Genomic DNA, 19433 nt, shown 5'->3' with positions numbered 1-19433 from the left:
CCCACCGGACCGCTGCATTTCAATGACTCTCGATCGTATTCCTCCGGGTGTATTCAATGGGCGCTTGCGGTTCCAGAATCGGTCTTGTTGTGCAGGTTGCCGCCACGATGGGTCTTTGCGCTGCGAGCGGCGTAAATGGAGCCGGTACAGCCGATGTTGATCTCGCCCTGATCCTAGCCGTCGACGTATCGTCCTCTATGAGCGAATACGAGCGGCTTACGCAGCGCGACGGCTACGTTAGCGCCTTTCTCCATCCAGACATTCTATGGTCGATTGAATCTGGCGCGCGAGGAAGGATTGCCGTCACCTATCTCGAATGGGCTGGCCCCAACTATCAACATGTGCTCATTCCGTGGACGGTCATCGACGAGCCAGGCGATGCTGCGAGGTTTGCCGGCGCGCTGGCCGCCACGCCGCTCGCCGCCGAGGCAGGCACGTCCATTTCGAGCGCTCTTGCGGCCTCCGGAAATCTCTTCGCCACAAGCAGTTTGAAGAGCGATCGATGGGTCGTCGATGTGTCCGGCGACGGGCCCAACAACGTTGGTCCGCCGGTTGCGCCTGTACGCGACTGGCTAGTCAACAATGGCGTCACAATTAACGGGCTGGCGATCACTCTTCCGCGTCGGAGCGAGGCCGATGTGGCCGAGTCATTCGGCGAAGGCTACCTTGAGACCTATTATGAGGATTGCGTCATCGGCGGACCAGACGCATTCGTGATCGGCGTGCACGACATTGCCTGGTTTGAGGTCGCCATCCGTAGGAAGCTTGTGCGTGAAATCGCCGGCCTGCCGGCGCGATTGATGACCGCGTCCTATCGCCCGCGATCACATCCTGTTGTCGACTGTTTCGCAGTCGGGCAGGCTCCCGGCCGTTAAGGTCATGCGCCGCAAACGGCTGATCACTCATTCATCATCCTTGGGACCGCCCCCGTGACGTCCGGTTCGGGTAAGGAACCGTCATTCCTAGCCCAACGGTCCAACGGCGGCTTTGGGCCGCCATCAACGGGCTTTCAATCTACCTCAAGCGATCTTGGTGCCGGTCCGGTCGAGGCCCGCATGATCAGTTGGGGTTGCAGGATTTCGTGCCGTGGCGGCCCGCCGCCGAACACGATCTGCGCTGCGACGCGCCCTTTTTGGGCTACCATCCCATCCACTGTGGTGAGTGGCGGGTCGGAGCGCTCTGCGTCCGGAATGTCGTTGTAGCCGACGACAGAAAGGTCACCTGGCACCGATCGTCCACGACGGCGAGCCTCCTCGATCACAGCTATTCCCTGCATGACTGACATCGAAAGGATGGCAGTCGCCTCTGGTGCTTCATCAAGCAGCATACGCGCCGCATCGAGGTCCCATGGGTCGGCCTGAATCATCGGAACGTCGTCGATGTCGAGTCCGGCTTCAGCGAGGGCGTCGGTATAGCCCTGGAGCTTCTCCTGGTCCGAGGGATTCCCAGCAGCATGCAGATCGCGGCTTTGCCCAGCGGGGTGAAGCCGGGCCGGGCCTGGGCTGCGCAGGAAGGAAACAATGCCGAAGCGACGGTGACCCAGTTCGATCAAATGCTTCGCCACCGTGTGGCATCCAGCACGCACGTCGGTGCGTACCGAGCTGATATTCGGTCCAGGATCGAAGTCGACGACTGCAAAAGGCAGGCGGCGTAGCTGGGCCGCCTCAACCTCAGCCAGGTGCTCGACCCGACCAAGGATGAAACCGTCCACGAGGGCGGTCTTGATGCCGTGATTGCCGGCCTTGTCCGGTACCAGCACGAGGTTCGCGCCGATCTCGTCGCACACTTCGCCCACACCCAGAAGAAACAGGTCGAACACCGGGTTCCGCAACGAGTCGACCACACCCCACTGGCTGGGCGGCATGACGGCAATCGCGTTGAACTTGCCATCGCGCAAGAGCCGACCCTTGGGATCGGGCCCGTTATAGCCCAGTTCGCGGGCCGCTTTTTCCACGCGCTGGCGCAGCTTGGGTCGGACCATCTCCGGGTTGTTGAAAACATTGGAGGCCGTGCTCCGGGAAACGCCGGCGGCCTTCGCGACATCAAGCAGACGCGTCATGATTGTCCTTCATTCCTTAGTCTTTCTACTTTTATCACCATGATTTTTTGGATCGATCCTTTTTTCGCTTGACGGGCTGATCCCGGAGAATTAGAAAGTACATAATTTGCATCGATCCAAACGTCGATATAAAGCTATTTGGATCGATACTAAAAGATCGATCCTGAGGCTAATCAGGAGGAAGACATGTCGATCCAGAGTTTCACCGCTGACACACTGAACAACGGCTGGAATCTCGCCGAGGTAGCCGGATCAATTATGGAGCGTCTTTCCACTCGCTGGGCAGTCCGGATGCGGCGTCGCACGGTGCGCAACAAGTTGCTCGACTACTCACCCCAGCAGCTCGCCGAACTCGGAATCAGCGAAGACGATATCGATTTCGTCGCCGAGGATTTCTATCGCGGCTGACAACCAGCGCGTCTAAGCAGACGCCAATCACGGGACGGAGGTCGTCGTGAGCAAGCATATCCAGATTTCGATGCCCAGAAAGGGTGGCGGCCATTCCCTCCGCGTTGTCGCAACGCTCATCGCATTTCTGGGCTTTGTACCCGGTGGTGCCGCGTTGGCGGAAAACAGCACACACCGACTGCAAGGGCTGTTCTGCAACACCGAAAAGCAAGTCAACGAGACACTTGGCTACATGCGTCGAGTGTCGCCGAGAGTAGCCGTTGAACGAACCAACAATAGCGCCATTGTGTGCACCTTCGTCGATTTGCTGCACTACGTCGTCGAACATCCGGTGGTCATCGAGGAGATCGGCGGTTCTTTCCCACTTTTTAAGTATGAAGGATCGCTTGTCGGCGTAGAGGTCGGCGGCGCAATCCGCCCCGTGACACCTCCGGTCAACGTCTTCTTCGTCATGCCGGAAAAGCTGGTTGACGCGCCGCTTGAAGGCAGGGCCTAGGGACGGCCTACTTCGTCGGCTCCGCCGAAAATCGATCAATTCGCTGGGTGGAGAACCAGCTCCCCAACACGGCAGAAAGACATTGGCAGCCAACTCAGGATCAGGAACGAGATCGCTGCCGCGCATGAACTGAACGACAGAACCATAATACAAGCTCAACACTGGGAGGACGAGCACCATGACAAACGATCGCGCGGACCTGACCCCGTCCGATTGGGATCCGGCGTTGGACGCTGTGGTCGCGGCGCCAGGACACCACAAGGTTCTCTACGAGAATCAGAATATTCGAGTCCTTGAGGTCACTCTCGACCCCGACGACGAGGAGCCCGTCCACCATCATCGCTGGCCCTCGGTATTCGTCTTCGATCAGGTGCAGGGCCCGGTGCATGACATTGCTCCGGATGGCACCCAGCTGCCTCCAAACCGGGACGTCATGCGGGCGATCCAGGGTTGGGATGGTCAAGGCTGCCTCGTGGTGAACATGGCGCCTCAGCCGCTGGGGCGAGTCTTCAACGCTTCCGGAAAGACTGTCCACGGCATCCGCGTCGAGATGAAGATATCTCCGTAGATCGAACGGCGGATTTGTGCTTGTCGGCGGCGCCTTTTTTTGCCGACCGCCGGCGAAAGGAGTGTTCGCGTTGGTGAAAGTCACGAACCGACAGGAGAAACAGGGGCCCGATTATGCATACTCATACTGTCTTCTTTTGGCTGAAGGACGATGTTGACGAGTCTGGCAGCGAGGCATTTTGGAAAGGTCTCGACCTGCTCACTCGCGAGCCCCATGTCCGCGACCGGCGCATAGGCAAACCGGCCGCGACAAGTCGCGACGTCGTCGACTCGACCTATGCTTGCGCCATTGTTCTCAGATTTGACGATCTAAGCGACCACGACGCGTACCAGGTCAGCGACGAACATCAGGCTTTTTTGGACGCATGCCTTGGAATGATCAGCCGTGTTCAGGTTTACGACGTCGCCGAGACCGACTAGCGGCATTTGAAAGACCGGTTCGGAGCGGTCATTCCCAGCCTAGCGGTCCAATGGCGGGCGCCTTGATCGGCTTCTGGGTGCCACTGATCGAAGCTGCCGGCACTAGCGTGTACAGACATTCGGACCGCCCTGTTTTCCTGCGGGGCGGTCGCATTCGGGAGCGTACGCAAGCTAGAAATGGAAGTCTCCGGCGGCGACGACCTCTTGAGGTAACCAGGTTTCGTGGACCTGAAGGATTTCGATGCCACCGGAGGATTTCTCACCCAATACCATCGTGGTGATGCGCCCGTTGTTCGGCTCGTCGGAGTCCTTGGCCGCCTTCTGCCATTCCTGATAATTGACGACGGCCATCGAACTGTTCACGTGGTTCACGCGGATGTCGCGGATCTTAATGCGGAAGTCGGGGTTCGAGCCATAGATCGAGGACATGTACCCCTTGAAATCTTCCTTTCCGAACCGGCGACCGGCCGGGAAGATTGCTACAAGGTCGTCTGAAATCCGCTCAAGCGCGTTCCGTTGAAAGGTCTCTGCATCGCCGGGGCAGCGGCCGCCGACCCAATCGGTGAAGAAATCGTGGATGTCGTGGATCGCGGTTTCGATTTGTGCGGTTCGAAGTGTCATGGTTTTTCTCCTAGTTGAAGTGTCAGGGAGTCGTCTGGGCGGCGCTGCGGTGGGCCACTCGGAGGCCTGCCAGTCCGAACCAAACCAGCCACAGGCACATCGCCAGCGTGGAGATCAGCCAGACGGGGCCGCCGATCGAGACCCCCATGTGCTCACCCAGCGTCCAGCCAAGCGCCGACAGGAACCCGGCCGCGGTACCAACTGCGGCTGCCCAGACCGGCATCTCGCGATGGTTCGAGCGGACGACGGCCAGGGCAATGAACCCGGTCGCTATTGCCAGCGCGAAGAAGCCGTTCGCCATGCCACTTGAGAAGGCCCACCAGATGTCAAATGTCGCCTGCTCCCCGGCGTGCGCTGCTTCGGCCACCACTGCTGCCTCGGCCACCGCGGTTGTAAAAGTTGCCAATGCTCCCAAGGCCATGACCATCCAAGCGCCCGGGTGTCCTGGGAGGTTTTCCCCGGCTGCCTGCCCGAACAGGGCGAGGAAAGCGCCGCCGGATATCAGGAAAAGCGATACTGCGGCAGTCCAATGCACAATGGACCAGCGTTGGCTGCCGTCGGCCACATGGTGCAATTGGACAGTGAGGTCTGTGTCGGGTGGTCCATGAAAGACCAGAGCGGCCGACAAAAGGGCGGAACCAGTCCCGAGCCACATCCGAGCCGTTCTCGTTGTGCTGTTCATGTCGCCATTCCTTCGGTTGGTTGCCGAAGATAGGTTAGCGCCGCACGGAACGTGGAACTTCGGCAAGCTTGCCTAAGCGTGGGAAAAAAGATCGTGGGTATGATTACCCAGTCGGTTTGTCGACCAGCCCGAAGCTGACCGCATAGGCGGCTGCAGCTGCGCGGGTCGGGGCGTCGATGCGAGTTAGGATATCGCTGACGTGGTGGTCGACGGTGCGCTCGCTCAGGCCCAGACGCTTGGCGATCTCGCGGTTAGTCAGACCGCGGGCGACAAGCCCCAGGACTTCGGTCTGCCGGCGGGTCAGGATTGCTCCGCGGCTTCGAGTGTGCTTCCGGATGAACGTCTCGGCATCCTGCTGCTCGGGTTCAGCGCCCAACGACGCGAAGCCTTCTCTGGCAGCGCGCGCCTCGGCCACGGCACCCTCTACATCGCCCAGTGCCGCGCAGGTGCTGGCGCTTCGTAGCCTTACCCGCGCCAGGCGATAAGGGCACGCCAGATCACGCCACAGGCCCGCAGATTGGGCGTAGCACTTCACTGCTTGTTCGGGGTCGTTGTCCGTTGCGGCAAGATCGCCCTGCATCTCAGCCAGCAAAGCTGTCACGGCGTCCGAGCGATAGGTGTTGGCCAAGGTCTTCATCTCGTCGTGGAAGGCTCTGGCCTCGTCCAACTGCTGCAACCCGTGGGCAATTTCGAACGCCGCCCCGAGAAGGCGCATCCGTTTGGTCGGCGCGTCGGCGGCCGCAAGGGCGCGCTTGATCGCAGCGGCCGAAGAGCGACCAGCGCCCTCTCGCAAGCGCATCAACGCCAACCCCGGTTGCGGATCAAAGCCCAACGCGCTGGCCGCGCGATAGCTCTCGTCGGCCGCGTGGTACTCGCCACGCAGCCGGTGCAACTCACCCTGCTGATAGTGAGCGGGCCCCGCGTGATGCGCGGCTGAACCCTCGGCCAATCGCCTGATTGCTGCACTGGCTTCAACCTCGGCTTCAGGCCAACGGCCGTCGAACAGCAGTATTTCGGACCGGTGGATCAGACAGCGTCCGGTGAATGCCACCAGTTCTGGCTGCCTTGCGCACCACGAAGACAGCGCCTCGGTCCACTCGCTGGCGCGCCGCACGATCTGATAGCGCTGGCAGGCTTCGATCACGCTGCAATAGATCAGTCCAGTTACGATCGGCGACAGCCGTCCTTCGGTTGTCGCCACCATCGTCTCGTCCAATGAAGACAAACCTTTGTGCATATCGCCGAGCGCCAGTTGAGCGCGCCCGACAAGGTGCCGTGCCAACGCGGAAAGATCCTCGTCGCCGTGACGCTCGCCGATTGCGAGTGCCTGCGCGGCAAAGTCGACCGCCGCGTCGTTGTCACCGGCACCAAAGCTCATCTCGACCCTTGGAAGCAGCAGGTACCCGGCCTCAGCGCAGTCTTTCTCCGATTCCTCCACCAGGTGCCCAGCGCGCGCCAGCCATCCACCGCCGCGCCCATGCTCGCCCCTGAACATCAAGGTTAGCCCGATCCAGAACGCGGTTCGCGCAGCTTTGAGCCGCACGCCCGCCTCAGTGTCGGCGTCGAATGCGCGGCCCATCAGGTCCAGGTACGTGTCCTCGCGCCCTGTCATGTACGCAGTAGTCGCGAACTCGCGGAGATCGTCGCCATTGACCATCGCGTCGGACTGGTCTGCGGAGGACATTTTGGCGAAAGCCGTTTCCCACTCGCCAGCGAGTGCCAAGGTTAGGGCGGGAGTCGTAATCTCAGACCTTGGACCCATACCGCATTTCTATCAGGAAAGCCCTCGATGCGACATGCAGGATCACAACCGCTGAATTGTCGGAGGGCGTCAAAGCGGGATGACCCCTTTGGACACCAACCGTCAGTTGCTCCAGATCAGTCAAAGGTCCAAAACCGTCATCCGTCACACCGGCTGAAAGATGTGCTGTCGAACGACTGCTTTCCGGATAACGCAATGCATCACTTAACGTTTGTCGAATGGCAGTAATGGGCCGAGAGCCGACCTCGCGCTTACGTCCGAACTGGGCGCGCGGCTGTCGGCTCGCGATTGACGGTTGGTGATTGCTCCTGGAATCAAAGCAGATCTTCGCGCCCTATCGAGCCATGATGCAATCTTGCCGATGCCACTCGGCTGGGAACGGCTCCATAAGGCGATCCAACGCGGGGCTCGCTCCTGAGCAGGCGGATGGATCGGCAATCGCCTCGATGATCTCTGGCGCCAGCAGCGTCAGCCTCAGGACACGGCTTACGTAGGACGGATTGATCTTCTCCATTTTCGCAACGTCGCGAACGGTGGCGTAGACTCCGGTTTCAATGAGCATCCGCCACCGGAAGGCGCGAGCGAGAGCCCTGATGATGGCCGAGTGCTCGCCGGGGTGTGGGGTCCTCGCCGGGATGGCTGTCGCGCCATCGGGACCGACCAGCGTCTTGCGTCCTCCTCGCTGTTGGAAGCTTATCGGCACATGAACGGTGAGGTTTGCTTCGTTGGCACCGATGCCGTGCGCGATTTCGCTTGTCGCGCGCCCCCGCTGCAGCCGCCGCCCGGCGGTACCGACCCGACCGGTCATCACGCGGCCTCTTGCTGGCTGAGTCCAAGCTCACCAATCAGCCTGACCAGCCCGCTCTTGCGGAGCGTGATGTCGACGCCGTCGCGACGAACGTCGACTCGGTCAACGAGAAGCCGGACGATGCGAACTTGCTCAGTAGGGAAGAGCTCGTCCCATAGGGCATCGAACTCGTGCAGGACTTCCCGGACTCGCGCTTCGGTGAGATCGGCGGCTTCGATCTGCGCCTCGCGCCAGGTGGCGACGACGATCTCCGGTTGTCTGAGCAGGATGCGGAGCTGGTCAACGACCGCCGCCTCGACATCGCCCGCCGGAACCCGGCCAATGACAGGCGCAGCGTTCTCGGGGGTATCGTCGCTCCCTTCGGTCCGTCTGCCCCGGATCAACGACTGGCTGACATAGTACCGGTAAAGCCGCTGTCGCTTGCGGGTGTGGGTCGGCGACATTGCCCGACCCGCGGCGTCGAAGATGAGACCCTTGAGGACGGCAGGCGTTTGGGCACGGGTTCGGTTTGCCCGGGTGCGGGCGTTCTCGGCCATGGCGGCATGGACCTTGTCCCAGAGCACCTGCGGGATGATAGCGTCGTGCTCCCCTGGATGGGCCGTGCCCTTGTGAACGGCGTCTCCGATGTAGACCCGGTTGTTGAGCAGCTTGTAGATCTTCCCCTTGTCGAAGCGCTTTCCATACTTGTTGACGATGCCGTTCGCTGTGAGTTCGCGAACGATCTTGGTGACAGAGCCGCCCTTCGCCATTTGTTCGAACATCTGTCGGACCTGGCTTGCTTCGTTCTCGTTGACGATGAGCCTGCGGTCCTTGATGTCGTAGCCATAGGGCGCCCAGCCACCCATCCATATCCCCTTCTTGCGGGAAGCGGCGAACTTGTCCCTGATCCGCTCGCCAATCACCTCCCGCTCGAACTGGGCGAAGGAGAGCAGGATGTTGAGAGTAAGCCGCCCCATCGAGTTCGTGGTGTTGAAGGACTGGGTGACCGAGACGAATGTGACTTCGTTCCGGTCGAAGACCTCGACCAACCTGGAGAAGTCCATAAGCGACCGGGAGAGGCGGTCGATCTTGTAGCAAACGACGATGTCGACCTTGCCGGCCTCGATATCGGCGAGGAGGCGTTGAAGGGCAGGACGATCCAGTGTCCCGCCGGAGACGCCGCCATCGTCGTACCAGTCGGGGACCGGGACCCAGCCTTCGGCCTTCTGGCTGGCGATGTAGGCTTCGCAAGCCTCGCGCTGAGCGTCGAGGCTGTTGAAGGCCATGTCGAGACCTTCCTCGGAGGACTTGCGGGTGTAGACGGCGCATCTGCGTTTGGCCACGACGGAGGCGGTCGACGCACCTTGTCGGGGACTTTGCCGTTTGCGAACCGGAGCGTTCACGGCCGCCCCCGCTGGTTCCTGAGCCCGAAAAACACCCAGCCGTTCCACCGCGTCCCGGTGATAGCGCGGGCAACAGCTGAGAGGCTCTTGAAGGGCCGTCCCTGATACTCGAAGTCCTCGGCCCGGACAGTGACGACGTGGTCTACGCCGTTCCATTCCCGGATCAGCCGGGTTCCGGCGATGGGCCGGTGGGTATCGGCCCGCATCCGTGTCGGCCTGCCGTTGTTGCCGTAGAGTTCTTCGCCGAGGGCCTCTAACCGCTTCACGGTCTCTGGCTTCAGCCCGCCGTAGACGAGTTCCTGGATGCGATAGGCGAGCCGGCTTTCGAGGAAGCGCCTGTTGTAGGGCGGCGGCTCCGTCTCGAAGAGATCCCGCCACTGGCTCTTCAGTTCCGGTGTGGGCATCGTCTTCAACGCGGCGAGGCGGGCGAGCACCGAAGGCGTCTCCGGGTGGCTGGCGTAGTTGATCTCAATGGTCATCGGCGGTCTCCAGTTCGGTTCCCGCATGACCGCTCCGTGTAGCGAGACAGTCCACCAAACCTTCTCCGCCATCGGAAAATAAAGAACTGGACTTCCGCGCGTGGAGACGAACGAGCCCGAGCGCCAGCAACTCGCCGATCTCGGCGATGCGCTCGGCCGCGCTCGAACGGTCCTTTAGGAAATCGTCGTTGGGACTCCGCTGCACGGTGAGTTCTCCATTGCTTGAGAGCCACATACCGGCGGCGTCGGAAAACTGTCGGTGGACAGCGGAGCGATGTGGGTTGTGTCGCTAATGCGACTCGTCATAGTTGTAGGAGTCGGAAGGTGACGTTCATGCTCAGAAGAGAGAACCACCGATGGCCACGTTCACACTACGCAGGTTCAATCACCCCGATGCGCTGAAGGCGATTGCTCCTGCGCGTCTCATCCAGTTCTTCTCCCCCTACGGAGAATATTTACACCGACGCGGCCTCGATCTCGCGAACGAAGGCGGTATCGACTACGAGCGACTCGTCGAAATCCTGATGGTGCCAGACGAGGACGTACCACCGGACATGGTTGAGGCTCTGTACTTCATCCACGAGATGGCGGAGCCGAACGCCATGGAGTCCATCCTTGCCGCTGGGCGCGAGCGCGAGATCAAACTCGACCTGGATCAGACCCCCACTGCGGCAGACGTTGCCGTCGCCATGTGGCTTGCCGATCCAGAATGCATGCGCGAGCTAGAGGCCGAATGCAGTGTCGGACGCACCCGCGCCTTCGAGTTCTTTTCCGGGGCCGAGGGCAGAAGGAGAGACTTCCCAGAATTCGACGATGATCTTCGCCGCGCCATCGGGGGTCGCCTAGACGCTTGGTTTGTCGAGCATCGTCGCGGGGATGGTTCGAGTGTCCTCGTCTACCCGCACCGTACCGACAAGCACATCCTGCTCATCCGTCACGGGGCCACTATGTGGCGGCAAGGCACGATCCAGCGAGGCAAAAGCGGGATCGCCTACTTCCGTCCGGAAGTGCACGACGCACTGGTCTACGATGCCTCGAACGATGTCCTCGGGCTGAGAACCGCGATGACCAAGGGCGAGAGCAATCTCTACCGGCGAACTCTCGGAGAATTTCTCTTTGGCAGCTCTGCATATTTCAGCCAGCGCTTTGAACTCACCCTAGAGCCTTTGAAGGAGCTCGGCCCGGAGATCCTGGCTTGCGACGACGTGCCGGGGATCAAGGAGGTTACCCTCGTCGAGGTAAAGCGAAATTTTGGTGGTGAGACCAAGCATCGTGCCACGGATCACTCGACCGATCTCTTCAAGACATTCGGCACGGATTGGGCCAAGCGCCTGCGAGTCGGCAGGCTCGTCAGCGCCACCTTTGAAGTGACCCTTGGTGAAGGGCGCGCGACTCGCAAGCGCAAGGTCGCAATCAACCCGGCTAACGTCACCAAATACGAACGGGACGACGACGATACCGAGATCATCGAAACGTGGCTGAAGCAGCGTGGGTTGATGCCTTTGCCAGAGGAGGAAGCGGAAAACGCCCCGACCATTGAAACACCTCTGCCAAGCCCTGGAGGAAGTCCAGAATCTGACCACCGACCGACTGGAGTGGAAACAACTTCTTAGCGACGAGTGGTCCGTTGCTCGGACTCTGTTTCGACGTACTGGCAGGCTTGCAACGCGTGTCTCATGTCCTCAGCCTGGTGGGGATGAATGTCCGCGGAGAGTCGTTCATCGTTCCGATGGGAGCAGCGTCGCCGTCTGCGGAGAGACCCAGCCTCGCTGTGAAACGATCAGACTGACCCAGCAAGATCTGGAGATACTTCAGTTCGACTTGAACTCCCTTATTCGGACGCTCCGGATGATATTCGGGATCTCGGCGCCCACCGACCCGGATGATCCGTCGGCGAACCTCCTTGCTGTGGGCAGTCTCCCCATCGACGCTGGCCTGCAGCTGAATGTCGTGCTGCTTGTTACTGCGCCCGATCGCAGAGACTTGCCGTCCCTTCCCGAACTCGGTTTGGGAGAAATTGGCGGAATTGCTTTCACGCCGTTAAGTCCGCTTCACGCTCTTCAGACAGAGCGCTGGTCACAAGTCGCCCTTGTCGACGCGCTCGTCGTCGATGATCAGGGCAGTCTTGCAGCCTCCGAGAAAGGACTGAACCTTCTCGCACTGGCGCGAGCAGATGCAAGCGCGAGGTTCGCTCCGACAGATGGGGCAGTCTGGCGCCTGCCAGCGGATGCCATTTGGGGAGAGCTCCTGTTCGAGTTTACCGCCGAAGAGGTCGTGAACGTCCGATTTCGCGGGCAGACCCGCCGCCTCGAGCCTGAGCACCTTGGAATGAAGGACGGAAGAACCAGTCGCCCGACACACCAATGGGCCCTCCTGAAAACGTTCGGCACTTTGAGTGGCACCATCACGCCCAAGCGAACGCGCGAACACGCCAAGTTGGTGAAACACAAGCAGGAACTGTCGAAGAGCCTTCGCCTGCATTTCGGCTTGAGGGACGACCCAATAAGGCATGACAAGCGAGCCCACGCTTACATCACCGAATTCATAATTCGGAGTGTCATCCCTGCACGGATAATGGACGCGGAATAAGACCAAAGCGAAAACTCGATCTGATCCGTTGTCTCGCACCCGCGTTTTTTCTTGCACTGTCGGTGGCAGTTTTCGGGGTGTTTCGGCGCTCCAGCACCACTGCGTCAGCGTTTTTGCGTCTCTCAGAACGAGTTTTCGTCGGTCCTTCGTGATCGGGCTCGTGCCCGCCACGCAGATGACTGGCGAAACTCATCATGGAGACGACAAATACAAGCGGCCTCGATGGCCGCGTCTTTCACAACATCCGATTCAACGCCCGCAAGCTGGCCCGGCAAGAGGCCGTGCCGGGAATGACTGTCGAGGACTACGAGCAAGACCTTGCTGCTGACCTCGTCCGACGATCGCAATGGTTCGATCGAGATCGGGCTTCGTTCGCGACCTTCGCCGATAGGGTGATCGCCCATCGTGCGACCACCCTGACAACTCCGACAGAACGCCTGCGTGAAGAACGGCTGCTGCTGTCGCTTGATGCGCCGGCGGTCGGCGAGGACGGCAGCGTGACCACGCTCCTGGAACTGCTTCCGAACGAGGCGCCTCCGATCGACGAGAGCGTGGCCGCCCATATCGATGTCTGTCGGTTCGTAGAAGGGCTTACGGCACCTCTTGTTGATGGCTGCAGGGTGCTTCTTGCAGGCAGCATCAGTGCGGGAGCACGGGACCTGGGCATCCACCGCTCGACCGCCAGTGAACGCGTACGAGCGGTTCGCGCCGCCGCCGCCGCCTCCGGTCTCCGGATCTACGCCCCGACCTCTTCCGACGGTTTGGCGCTACCGCCGGTATGTGGCGAACAGGGCGCCACGTTACCCATGGCAATTGGCGCCGAACCGGAGCCGATGCCAATGCCAAGCCATCTGCCACGACCCCACCCGCAACTGCTCGTCACAGAATTGGATCTGACGGTCTGGCTGGCCAGCGCTGATAGAGGCGAGACCCTCGAATATCACCGTGGTGTACTCGCCATTGATCGTCTGGCGTTGGGCAGCCGCCTGCCGAAGGAGGACGCACGGGAGCTGGACCGTGTCGCGAAGGCGGCGATGTCGGCTGTCGGAGCGTGCCGCGCCTATCTCATGCAGCGTCGTCACGGCGACGGCGACTACAGCTACCTGATCGTCGCCCGTTCTCGGCCTGCGCTGTTCGCGAGACCCCGCAAGGCGCGGGAGTTTGCGTCATGAACGCCGCAGCCATTTCCCGGGCCCTTGGCGGACGCCGCACCGGGCGGACGTGGATGGCGTGCTGCCCGGCTCATGACGATACATCGCCCAGCCTGGCGATCTGCGACGGCGACGACGGCAGGGTTCTGGTCCGATGCCACGCCGGCTGTTCGCAGGAGGCGGTTATCTCCGCGCTTCGGCAAAAGGGGCTCTGGGAAGCGACCGATCGGCCGTTGCTCCAGAGGTCGCGGACGACACCGGTCCAGCGTTCGAATGACGCGGATTCTAGAAAGCGGGGCGAACTCGCCATGACGATCTGGACATCCGCCCGGCCGGCTGGGGGCACGCTGGTCGAGACATACCTTGCGTCCCGTGGCCTCCGGATCGAAACGCCACCGACACTTCGGTTCCACCCGTCGCTGAAGCATCCCGCCGGTGACAGATGGCCGGCCATGGTCGCCTTGGTCACACGCGGCGCCGATGACACGCCCGTCGGCATCCACAGGACGTTCCTCGCGCCGGACGGATCGGGCAAGGCTCCGGTCATGCCGCAGAAGATGATGCTCGGCCCCTGTCGCGGCGGCGCGGTCCGCCTCGGCACCGGCACTGACCGGCTTATGGTCGGCGAGGGTATCGAGACCTGCCTTGCCGCCATGCAGGCGACCGGTCGTCCGGCCTGGGCGGCGCTGTCGACCTCGGGCCTCCGCGGACTGGTCCTTCCCGATGATATCCGCGAGGTCGCCATCCTTGCCGACGGCGATCCGCCGGGCGAGACCGCAGCACGAGACGCAGCCAGGCGCTGGAGCCGCGAAGGTCGCGATATCGGGATTGCCCGGGCGCCTGCCGGCATGGACTTCAACGATGTTCTCGGTGTCGGCGGATCGGACGGTTTGGAGGAGCGGCCATGACTTCCGATCATCAGAATGGCGAAACCCAGATCTGCGATCTCGTCGAGAATGCCGAGGCGGTGCCGGATGACAGCGGCAAGCCGCGGCTGTTCGTTGAGAGTGCAGCGCCGGACCGGACCGTGGCCGCACTCCGCGACATCCTTGTTGGCGCCGGTGGTCTGTTCGATCGCGGTGTGCCGGTCCGCCTGGCTCGCGACCAGATTCAGCACGGCGTCGTGGCGCAGATCCTCACGCCGGATGTTCTGGTTCTCCTCGTTCACAGGGTTTGTCGACCCTATGCCCTGAAGGAGAAGAAGGACGGGAGCATCGTTGAAGTCGACGTTCGCCTGCCCCGCGCCTTCGCTGTCATGTATCTCGACTGGCGTGGCGAATGGCGGCTTCCCCCATTGAATGGCATTGCCTCTGCGCCACTGCTCCAGGAAGACGGCACCATCCTCTCGGCTGAAGGCTACGATCCCGCCTCGGGCATGTGGCGCGAGCGGGTGCCTGATTTGAGGCATCTTGTTGCAGAGCACCCCTCGCGAAGCGACGCAGAGACATCGCTTCGTCTGATCCGGCATACCTTCCGGACCTTCTGCTTCGCCGATGCCTGCCTGGTCACAGAAGACGGAATCGCGGTCGTCGATATCGGCCGTCCGCCCGGCAAGGATGAGTCGGCGTTCCTCGTCGCACTTCTGACCGCGGTCTGCAGACCCAGCCTCCACCATGCCCCCGGCATCCTGTTTCGGGCGGCGCCGCTCTCCGGTGCCGGCGCCGGGAAGGGGTTGCTTGCCCGCTGTATCGCGATGATCGCCTTCGGACGCGAACCCCATGCGGTCACTGGTGGGATCAAGGCCGAGGAGTTGGAGAAGCGGATCACCGCCGAACTGATCGAGGGAAGCCCGGTCCTCTTCCTGGACAATCTCAACAACACGGCCTTCCGGTCCGACCTGCTGGCGAGCGCGATCACGGAGCGCCCCGCCCGGGTTCGCGTCCTCGGGCGATCGCAGATGGTCCCGCTCAATCCGTCCGCATTGATCGTCCTCACCGGCAATGGCCTGACCGTATCGGAAGACCTGGCGCGACGGTTCATCACCATCGAGCTGGACCCCAAGACCGAAGATCCCGAGGCTCGGCGGTTCTCGAACGATATCCGACTGGAGGTAACGCGCGACCGGACAAGGCTGCTTGCTGCGGCCCTCACGATCTGGCGCTGGGGTCGGCTTGGCCAAGACCTGCCATCGGGGCGCCCGCTTGGCAGCTTCGAGACCTGGTGCCAGTGGGTTCGCGATCCGCTGCTTGCCCTCGACTGCATGGACCCGGTGGCCCGCATTGCCGAAGCAAAGGCGCAGGACGGGCGGCGCCTGAATACGGCTGAGCTGTTCACCACATGGTGGGAGAGGCACCAGGACCGGCCAATCGCGCTCCGCGATCTCGACGACAGCGTCCGCCAGCTCATCGATCCACACGGTCGCGGTCGCCAGTTCGTAGCGGCGCAACTCGGCAAGCTGGTCGGCACGCGGCTGGCGGGGCTCGTCCTGACCCGGGCGGCCGCCGCCGGCAAGTGGGGCTCCGCCACCTTCGCGATGGAGAAGGCCCCAGGTCACGACAACGGGCGGAATCAGGATGATCCCCAGCCTGGTGGTCCCAAGGCTCTCCATCACCTCTATTCGTCCGCAACCGGCGAGAAGGACGATCGAGGTGGCGCGAACGACGCGGGCATCATGTCCAACTCCGAAAATGCCGGCAGTCCCGAAAGGCATAGGGGTCATAGGGGGCATAGGGCCCAGGAGTGGAGTGCCCCAGACGAAAACCCTTGGTCTCCCTGCAGTTCCGATGTGGGCGGCGTGGGAGCCATACCCCCCTATGCCGACGCGGTGCGCGATGATCATGGGGGGCATAGGGGCGGCATAGGGTCGGTGGAAGCTGCTCCCGCCACTGTCGGACAATCGCAGGATTGCGCCAATCCGGCCGATGCCGCGTGCCCCGAAGGGCCTATGCCCCCTATGCCCCCTATGCCATCGGGGACGCGCGACGAAACCGATGACGAACCGTTCGAGGGCTGGAGCATGCGGCTATGACCGCGGCCGAGATCTTCCGCGAGGCAGCAAGAGCCGGCGTAGCGGTGACAGTCGACGGCGACGGCCTCGTGCTGACGGCATCATCCCCGCCGGCCTCGGACCTCCTGGCTCTTCTCAGTAAGCACAAGGCCGACATCGTAGCCTTCCTCCATCGGAGCGAGGAATGGTCCGAGGATGACTGGCAAGCCGCGTTCGACGAGCGGGCGGCGATCATGGAGTACGACGGCGGACTAGCGCGATCAGCAGCGGAAACCGCCGCTCTGGAGGAAGTCGGCGAGCGTCGGTCCACAGGACATCTCGGCGATGGATGAGTGGACGCCGCGGGTGGTCGAGGCCCGCCTTCGGGATGCGGTGCTGCTGCAGGCCGGTAAGTCGCAGACCGGGACGCTCTCCGATCCTGTGCACATCTCGCCGCGCCGGGACGACAGAAGCATAGGGCTCATAGGGGGCATAGGGACAGCCGGAGCCGACAGTCTGGGTACTGACATACCGAGCGATCCGACCGAAGCGCTGTCGTGGCTTGATTGGCTTGAACCGGAGGAGGCGGCACTGGTGGTGTCCCGGATCGAGGGCGCCAGCTGGAAGGCGATCTGCTGGCGCTTCGGCATCAGTCGGCCGACGGCGGATCGATGGTGGCGCTACGCGCTTGGGCTGATCGCATGGCGGCTGAACGGTCACCCATCCGCGGCTCGTCCGTCGCTGCGCTCGATGCTGCGCCGGTCATGGCCCAGCCGGCAGTGTGAGACATCTCCGGGTGGGACACGGGCCGCAGGTCAGGACAAGGTCTGGTAAGACGAACCGGTCGCTGTTGCGTCGAGCGAGACCATGCCGAACGCAACAACGCACCTTGCTTCGAACAGGAGAGGCCGATGGCCGTCGCGGGTACGCACTCCCCGGCGATGTCGCTGGTCGAGGCGCTCGCCAACGTTCTTGCAGGATATGGAATCGCCGTGCTGACGCAGCTGCTCATCTTCCCACTCTTCGGACTGGTGGTCGCGTTCGGCGACAGCCTCCTGATCGGGGCGGCCTTCACGGTCGTGTCAGTTGGCCGGAGCTACCTGCTGCGGCGGATCTTCGAGAGGCTTCGCGCGACGGGTCGTTCTGGTGTCGGTTCGTTGCAGCGGCAGAACGGAGGCTGAGGGTCACAATGGATACAGTTGATCTCGCGACTTCGGACGAGAACAGATCGGCACGTTCGGTCGATCCATCGACCACCCGTCTGGCAGTGGAATATCGTCCCCTCGATCGCCTGGTCCCGTATGCGAAGAATGCGCGGACGCATTCGGATGCGCAGGTGGCGGAGATCGCGGCGTCGATCCGGGCGTTCGGCTGGACGAACCCGGTCTTGGTGGATGGCGAGGACGGGGTGATTGCCGGGCATGGACGGCTGCTGGCGGCCCGCAAACTCGGGATGACCGAGGTGCCGGTGATCGAACTGGCCGGGATGAGCGATACCGAGAAGCAGGCCTACGTCATCGCCGACAACAAGCTCGCCCTGAACGCCGGATGGGACAAGGACCTGCTGGCGTTGGAGTTGGCGGACCTCGACGCGGTCGGCTTCGACCTGTCGCTGACCGGCTTTGGCGGCGATGAGCTTGCGGGTCTCCTGAACCTCGGCAAGGAAGGACTGACCGATCCGGACGCGATCCCGGAGCCGCCGGTGGTTCCGGTTGCCCGGCCGGGTGACGTCTGGGTCCTTGGCCGGCATCGGCTGGTCTGTGGGGATGCGACCAATCCGGATGACGTGGCCCTCGTCCTCGGCGAGGTGTTGCCCCACCTGATGGTCACCGATCCGCCCTATGGCGTGAGCTACGACCCGGCATGGCGGGAAGGCGCAGGACTGACCGAGGGTTCGGCCATTGCGAAGGGCAAGGTCCTCAACGATGACCGGGCCGACTGGCGGGAGGCCTGGGCCCTGTTCCCCGGCGACGTCGCCTATGTCTGGCATGGCGGCCTTCATGCCGGGACGGTGGCGCACAGCCTCGAGGCTTCCGGCTTCGCCATCCGCTCCCAGATCATCTGGGACAAGACCCGGCTGGTGATCGGTCGCGGCGATTATCACTGGTCCCATGAACCGGCCTACTACTGTGTCCGCAAGGGCAAGACCGGCCACTGGGCAGGAGACCGGAGCCAGAGCACGGTGTGGTCGATCCCGCACCGCAAGAACGACACCGGCCATGGCACTGAGAAGCCGGTCGAATGCATGAAGCGGCCGATCGAGAACAACTCGTCGCCCGGACAGGCGGTCTACGAACCCTTCTGCGGATCGGGCACCACGATCATTGCCGCCGAGATGACCGGCGGCTCGTGCCACGCCATCGAACTGGACCCGGCTTACGTCGATGTCGCGATCAGGCGCTGGCAGGACTTCACCGGGGAAGAAGCGACACTGGACGGTGACGGGCAGACCTTCTCGGAGGCGGCTTCGGCAAGGGGCGACCCTCAAGCCAGTGATCACGCCCTCGACGAGGTGCGGACATGACCATGCTCCTCTCCCGGCTGGCATCCCTGATCTTCCCTGAAGCGGCAACGGTGACGGCCTTCGTCTTCGTCCTGGCGGTCGTTACCGAACCCTTGTGGCAACCCCTCCTGTTGCTCGTCGCCGGCGGAGGCCCGTGATGCGCAAACATCAGCGTCCTCGTCTCGATCGGAATGCCATCGACGTCCAGCTCAAGTCGACATGGGTCAGGCGGGTCGGCTACCGCTACGACGTGATCCTCGACGGCGAGGTGGTCGTCCGCCGGTCCAGTGATCCGGAGTACGACGCCGCCCGGGTCCTTCAGTCCCGCTGCCTCAAGGGCACGTTCAGAACCATCGACTTCGTCACCGGCAGGCCACGGATGATCCTCGACATCGAGAAGGCCGCCGGGCTGCGGACCGTCGAACGTGACCGGGGCGGCTTGTCGATCGAGCCTTACCTGCCGATGTCGGACGACGACAGAAGCCGCCTCCGTCCTCCCGGCCTTCTCCACGAGTGGCCGTCGTCGCCCGGCATGGCCGAAGACACCGACTATCCCCTCCCGGCGGCTGGTGGGGGGACC

The 19433-nt window shown here is 62.5% G+C and carries 24 protein-coding genes; 16 read left to right on the top strand and 8 right to left on the bottom strand.

Features of this window, described 5'->3' with window-relative positions; all coding sequences use genetic code 11:
• Positions 1 to 56 precede the first annotated feature (56 nt).
• Entirely contained in the window at positions 57 to 875 is an 819-nt protein-coding gene (locus BLT60_RS07390) for a DUF1194 domain-containing protein (protein ID WP_090875799.1), read from the top strand.
• Between the two features lie 134 nt (positions 876 to 1009).
• Here the strand turns inward: BLT60_RS07390 and BLT60_RS07385 are convergent, their stop codons facing one another.
• The gene (locus BLT60_RS07385) at positions 1010 to 2059 is read right to left on the bottom strand and encodes a LacI family DNA-binding transcriptional regulator (protein ID WP_090875798.1); all 1050 of its coding nucleotides are present in this window, start codon (positions 2057 to 2059) and stop codon (positions 1010 to 1012) included.
• 186 nt (positions 2060 to 2245) lie between these two features.
• On the opposite strand from BLT60_RS07385, the gene BLT60_RS07380 reads away from it, so the two are divergent.
• The 4 genes from BLT60_RS07380 to BLT60_RS07365 all read left to right on the top strand — a co-directional run bounded on the left by BLT60_RS07380 (position 2246) and on the right by BLT60_RS07365 (position 3950).
• Entirely contained in the window at positions 2246 to 2467 is a 222-nt protein-coding gene (locus tag BLT60_RS07380; protein ID WP_090875797.1) for a DUF1127 domain-containing protein, read from the top strand.
• A 46-nt stretch (positions 2468 to 2513) separates the two neighbouring features.
• Positions 2514 to 2963: a hypothetical protein gene (locus tag BLT60_RS23995; RefSeq protein WP_139167776.1), complete on the top strand. Its 450-nt coding sequence runs from the start codon at positions 2514 to 2516 to the stop codon at positions 2961 to 2963.
• 178 nt (positions 2964 to 3141) lie between these two features.
• Positions 3142 to 3531, top strand: coding sequence for a hypothetical protein (locus tag BLT60_RS07370; RefSeq protein WP_090875795.1), 390 nt, complete (start codon positions 3142 to 3144; stop codon positions 3529 to 3531).
• Positions 3532 to 3644: 113 nt separating this feature from the next.
• The gene (locus BLT60_RS07365; protein ID WP_090875794.1) at positions 3645 to 3950 is read left to right on the top strand and encodes a Dabb family protein; all 306 of its coding nucleotides are present in this window, start codon (positions 3645 to 3647) and stop codon (positions 3948 to 3950) included.
• A gap of 171 nt (positions 3951 to 4121) precedes the next feature.
• Here BLT60_RS07365 and BLT60_RS07360 read toward each other — a convergent pair whose 3' ends face one another.
• The 7 genes from BLT60_RS07360 to BLT60_RS24315 all read right to left on the bottom strand — a co-directional run bounded on the left by BLT60_RS07360 (position 4122) and on the right by BLT60_RS24315 (position 9889).
• Positions 4122 to 4571 (bottom strand): nuclear transport factor 2 family protein, encoded by a 450-nt coding sequence (locus BLT60_RS07360; protein WP_090875793.1) that lies wholly within the window; start codon positions 4569 to 4571, stop codon positions 4122 to 4124.
• Positions 4572 to 4593: 22 nt separating this feature from the next.
• Complete coding sequence (locus BLT60_RS07355) at positions 4594 to 5253, bottom strand: hypothetical protein (protein WP_090875792.1); 660 nt, start codon at positions 5251 to 5253, stop codon at positions 4594 to 4596.
• Positions 5254 to 5356: 103 nt separating this feature from the next.
• Positions 5357 to 6937: a helix-turn-helix transcriptional regulator gene (locus BLT60_RS07350; RefSeq protein WP_175478333.1), complete on the bottom strand. Its 1581-nt coding sequence runs from the start codon at positions 6935 to 6937 to the stop codon at positions 5357 to 5359.
• 412 nt (positions 6938 to 7349) lie between these two features.
• A complete protein-coding gene (locus tag BLT60_RS24735; RefSeq protein ID WP_244521181.1) occupies positions 7350 to 7823 on the bottom strand; it encodes a hypothetical protein in 474 nt (157 codons plus the stop codon).
• Entirely contained in the window at positions 7823 to 9145 is a 1323-nt protein-coding gene (locus BLT60_RS07340; protein ID WP_244521180.1) for a recombinase family protein, read from the bottom strand. Before BLT60_RS07340 ends, BLT60_RS24735 begins: the two co-directional genes overlap by 1 nt.
• A gap of 56 nt (positions 9146 to 9201) precedes the next feature.
• On the bottom strand, positions 9202 to 9684 hold the full coding sequence (locus BLT60_RS07335; RefSeq protein WP_175478331.1) for a DUF2924 domain-containing protein: 483 nt from the start codon (positions 9682 to 9684) through the stop codon (positions 9202 to 9204).
• Positions 9674 to 9889 (bottom strand): hypothetical protein, encoded by a 216-nt coding sequence (locus BLT60_RS24315; RefSeq protein WP_175478330.1) that lies wholly within the window; start codon positions 9887 to 9889, stop codon positions 9674 to 9676. The genes BLT60_RS07335 and BLT60_RS24315 overlap by 11 nt, the downstream gene beginning before the upstream one ends.
• Positions 9890 to 10040: 151 nt before the next feature.
• On the opposite strand from BLT60_RS24315, the gene BLT60_RS07330 reads away from it, so the two are divergent.
• The 11 genes from BLT60_RS07330 to BLT60_RS07285 form a co-directional block, all read left to right on the top strand.
• A complete protein-coding gene (locus BLT60_RS07330) occupies positions 10041 to 11297 on the top strand; it encodes a hypothetical protein (RefSeq protein ID WP_090875788.1) in 1257 nt (418 codons plus the stop codon).
• Between the two features lie 235 nt (positions 11298 to 11532).
• Entirely contained in the window at positions 11533 to 12273 is a 741-nt protein-coding gene (locus BLT60_RS07325; protein WP_090875787.1) for a hypothetical protein, read from the top strand.
• 194 nt (positions 12274 to 12467) lie between these two features.
• The gene (locus BLT60_RS07320; RefSeq protein WP_090875786.1) at positions 12468 to 13445 is read left to right on the top strand and encodes a hypothetical protein; all 978 of its coding nucleotides are present in this window, start codon (positions 12468 to 12470) and stop codon (positions 13443 to 13445) included.
• The gene (locus BLT60_RS07315) at positions 13442 to 14332 is read left to right on the top strand and encodes a DUF7146 domain-containing protein (protein WP_090875785.1); all 891 of its coding nucleotides are present in this window, start codon (positions 13442 to 13444) and stop codon (positions 14330 to 14332) included. Before BLT60_RS07320 ends, BLT60_RS07315 begins: the two co-directional genes overlap by 4 nt.
• Before the next feature lie 59 nt (positions 14333 to 14391).
• A complete protein-coding gene (locus BLT60_RS07310; RefSeq protein WP_139167775.1) occupies positions 14392 to 16392 on the top strand; it encodes a hypothetical protein in 2001 nt (666 codons plus the stop codon).
• The gene (locus BLT60_RS07305) at positions 16389 to 16703 is read left to right on the top strand and encodes a hypothetical protein (protein WP_090875783.1); all 315 of its coding nucleotides are present in this window, start codon (positions 16389 to 16391) and stop codon (positions 16701 to 16703) included. The genes BLT60_RS07310 and BLT60_RS07305 overlap by 4 nt, the downstream gene beginning before the upstream one ends.
• Positions 16696 to 17184: a DUF6362 family protein gene (locus tag BLT60_RS07300; RefSeq protein WP_090875782.1), complete on the top strand. Its 489-nt coding sequence runs from the start codon at positions 16696 to 16698 to the stop codon at positions 17182 to 17184. The genes BLT60_RS07305 and BLT60_RS07300 overlap by 8 nt, the downstream gene beginning before the upstream one ends.
• 77 nt (positions 17185 to 17261) lie before the next feature.
• Positions 17262 to 17531 carry a DUF7220 family protein gene (locus BLT60_RS07295; RefSeq protein WP_210185564.1) on the top strand — a complete coding sequence of 90 codons (270 nt, stop codon included), beginning with the start codon at positions 17262 to 17264 and terminating at the stop codon, positions 17529 to 17531.
• Positions 17532 to 17539: 8 nt separating this feature from the next.
• Positions 17540 to 18874, top strand: coding sequence for a site-specific DNA-methyltransferase (locus BLT60_RS07290; protein ID WP_090875781.1), 1335 nt, complete (start codon positions 17540 to 17542; stop codon positions 18872 to 18874).
• Positions 18871 to 19011, top strand: coding sequence for a hypothetical protein (locus BLT60_RS24310; RefSeq protein WP_175478329.1), 141 nt, complete (start codon positions 18871 to 18873; stop codon positions 19009 to 19011). The genes BLT60_RS07290 and BLT60_RS24310 overlap by 4 nt, the downstream gene beginning before the upstream one ends.
• On the top strand, positions 19011 to 19433 hold a 423-nt coding region (locus BLT60_RS07285; protein WP_139167774.1), incomplete at its 3' end, for a hypothetical protein. The genes BLT60_RS24310 and BLT60_RS07285, both read left to right, overlap by 1 nt.

Source organism: Bauldia litoralis (assembly GCF_900104485.1).
In the GTDB taxonomy this organism is placed as follows: Bacteria; Pseudomonadota; Alphaproteobacteria; order Rhizobiales; family Kaistiaceae; genus Bauldia; species Bauldia litoralis.
The sequence above is the reverse complement of the archived record's forward strand: the minus strand, read 5'-3'. Positions and strand labels throughout refer to the sequence as shown.

What these genes read in the sequence shown, in the direction of transcription:
- BLT60_RS07325 (WP_090875787.1), top strand. Translation starts at nt 11,533, where the DNA reads ATGATATTCGGGATCTCGGCGCCCACCGACCCGGATGATCCGTCGGCG.
- BLT60_RS07330 (WP_090875788.1), top strand. Translation starts at nt 10,041, where the DNA reads ATGGCCACGTTCACACTACGCAGGTTCAATCACCCCGATGCGCTGAAG.
- BLT60_RS07290 (WP_090875781.1), top strand. Translation starts at nt 17,540, where the DNA reads ATGGATACAGTTGATCTCGCGACTTCGGACGAGAACAGATCGGCACGT.
- BLT60_RS07360 (WP_090875793.1), bottom strand. Translation starts at nt 4,571, where the DNA reads ATGACACTTCGAACCGCACAAATCGAAACCGCGATCCACGACATCCAC.
- BLT60_RS07305 (WP_090875783.1), top strand. Translation starts at nt 16,389, where the DNA reads ATGACCGCGGCCGAGATCTTCCGCGAGGCAGCAAGAGCCGGCGTAGCG.
- BLT60_RS07295 (WP_210185564.1), top strand. Translation starts at nt 17,262, where the DNA reads ATGGCCGTCGCGGGTACGCACTCCCCGGCGATGTCGCTGGTCGAGGCG.
- BLT60_RS07350 (WP_175478333.1), bottom strand. Translation starts at nt 6,937, where the DNA reads ATGTCCTCCGCAGACCAGTCCGACGCGATGGTCAATGGCGACGATCTC.
- BLT60_RS07365 (WP_090875794.1), top strand. Translation starts at nt 3,645, where the DNA reads ATGCATACTCATACTGTCTTCTTTTGGCTGAAGGACGATGTTGACGAG.
- BLT60_RS07300 (WP_090875782.1), top strand. Translation starts at nt 16,696, where the DNA reads ATGGATGAGTGGACGCCGCGGGTGGTCGAGGCCCGCCTTCGGGATGCG.
- BLT60_RS07355 (WP_090875792.1), bottom strand. Translation starts at nt 5,253, where the DNA reads ATGAACAGCACAACGAGAACGGCTCGGATGTGGCTCGGGACTGGTTCC.
- BLT60_RS24310 (WP_175478329.1), top strand. Translation starts at nt 18,871, where the DNA reads ATGACCATGCTCCTCTCCCGGCTGGCATCCCTGATCTTCCCTGAAGCG.
- BLT60_RS07335 (WP_175478331.1), bottom strand. Translation starts at nt 9,684, where the DNA reads ATGACCATTGAGATCAACTACGCCAGCCACCCGGAGACGCCTTCGGTG.
- BLT60_RS24735 (WP_244521181.1), bottom strand. Translation starts at nt 7,823, where the DNA reads ATGACCGGTCGGGTCGGTACCGCCGGGCGGCGGCTGCAGCGGGGGCGC.
- BLT60_RS07315 (WP_090875785.1), top strand. Translation starts at nt 13,442, where the DNA reads ATGAACGCCGCAGCCATTTCCCGGGCCCTTGGCGGACGCCGCACCGGG.
- BLT60_RS07320 (WP_090875786.1), top strand. Translation starts at nt 12,468, where the DNA reads ATGGAGACGACAAATACAAGCGGCCTCGATGGCCGCGTCTTTCACAAC.
- BLT60_RS07380 (WP_090875797.1), top strand. Translation starts at nt 2,246, where the DNA reads ATGTCGATCCAGAGTTTCACCGCTGACACACTGAACAACGGCTGGAAT.
- BLT60_RS07370 (WP_090875795.1), top strand. Translation starts at nt 3,142, where the DNA reads ATGACAAACGATCGCGCGGACCTGACCCCGTCCGATTGGGATCCGGCG.
- BLT60_RS07390 (WP_090875799.1), top strand. Translation starts at nt 57, where the DNA reads ATGGGCGCTTGCGGTTCCAGAATCGGTCTTGTTGTGCAGGTTGCCGCC.
- BLT60_RS07385 (WP_090875798.1), bottom strand. Translation starts at nt 2,059, where the DNA reads ATGACGCGTCTGCTTGATGTCGCGAAGGCCGCCGGCGTTTCCCGGAGC.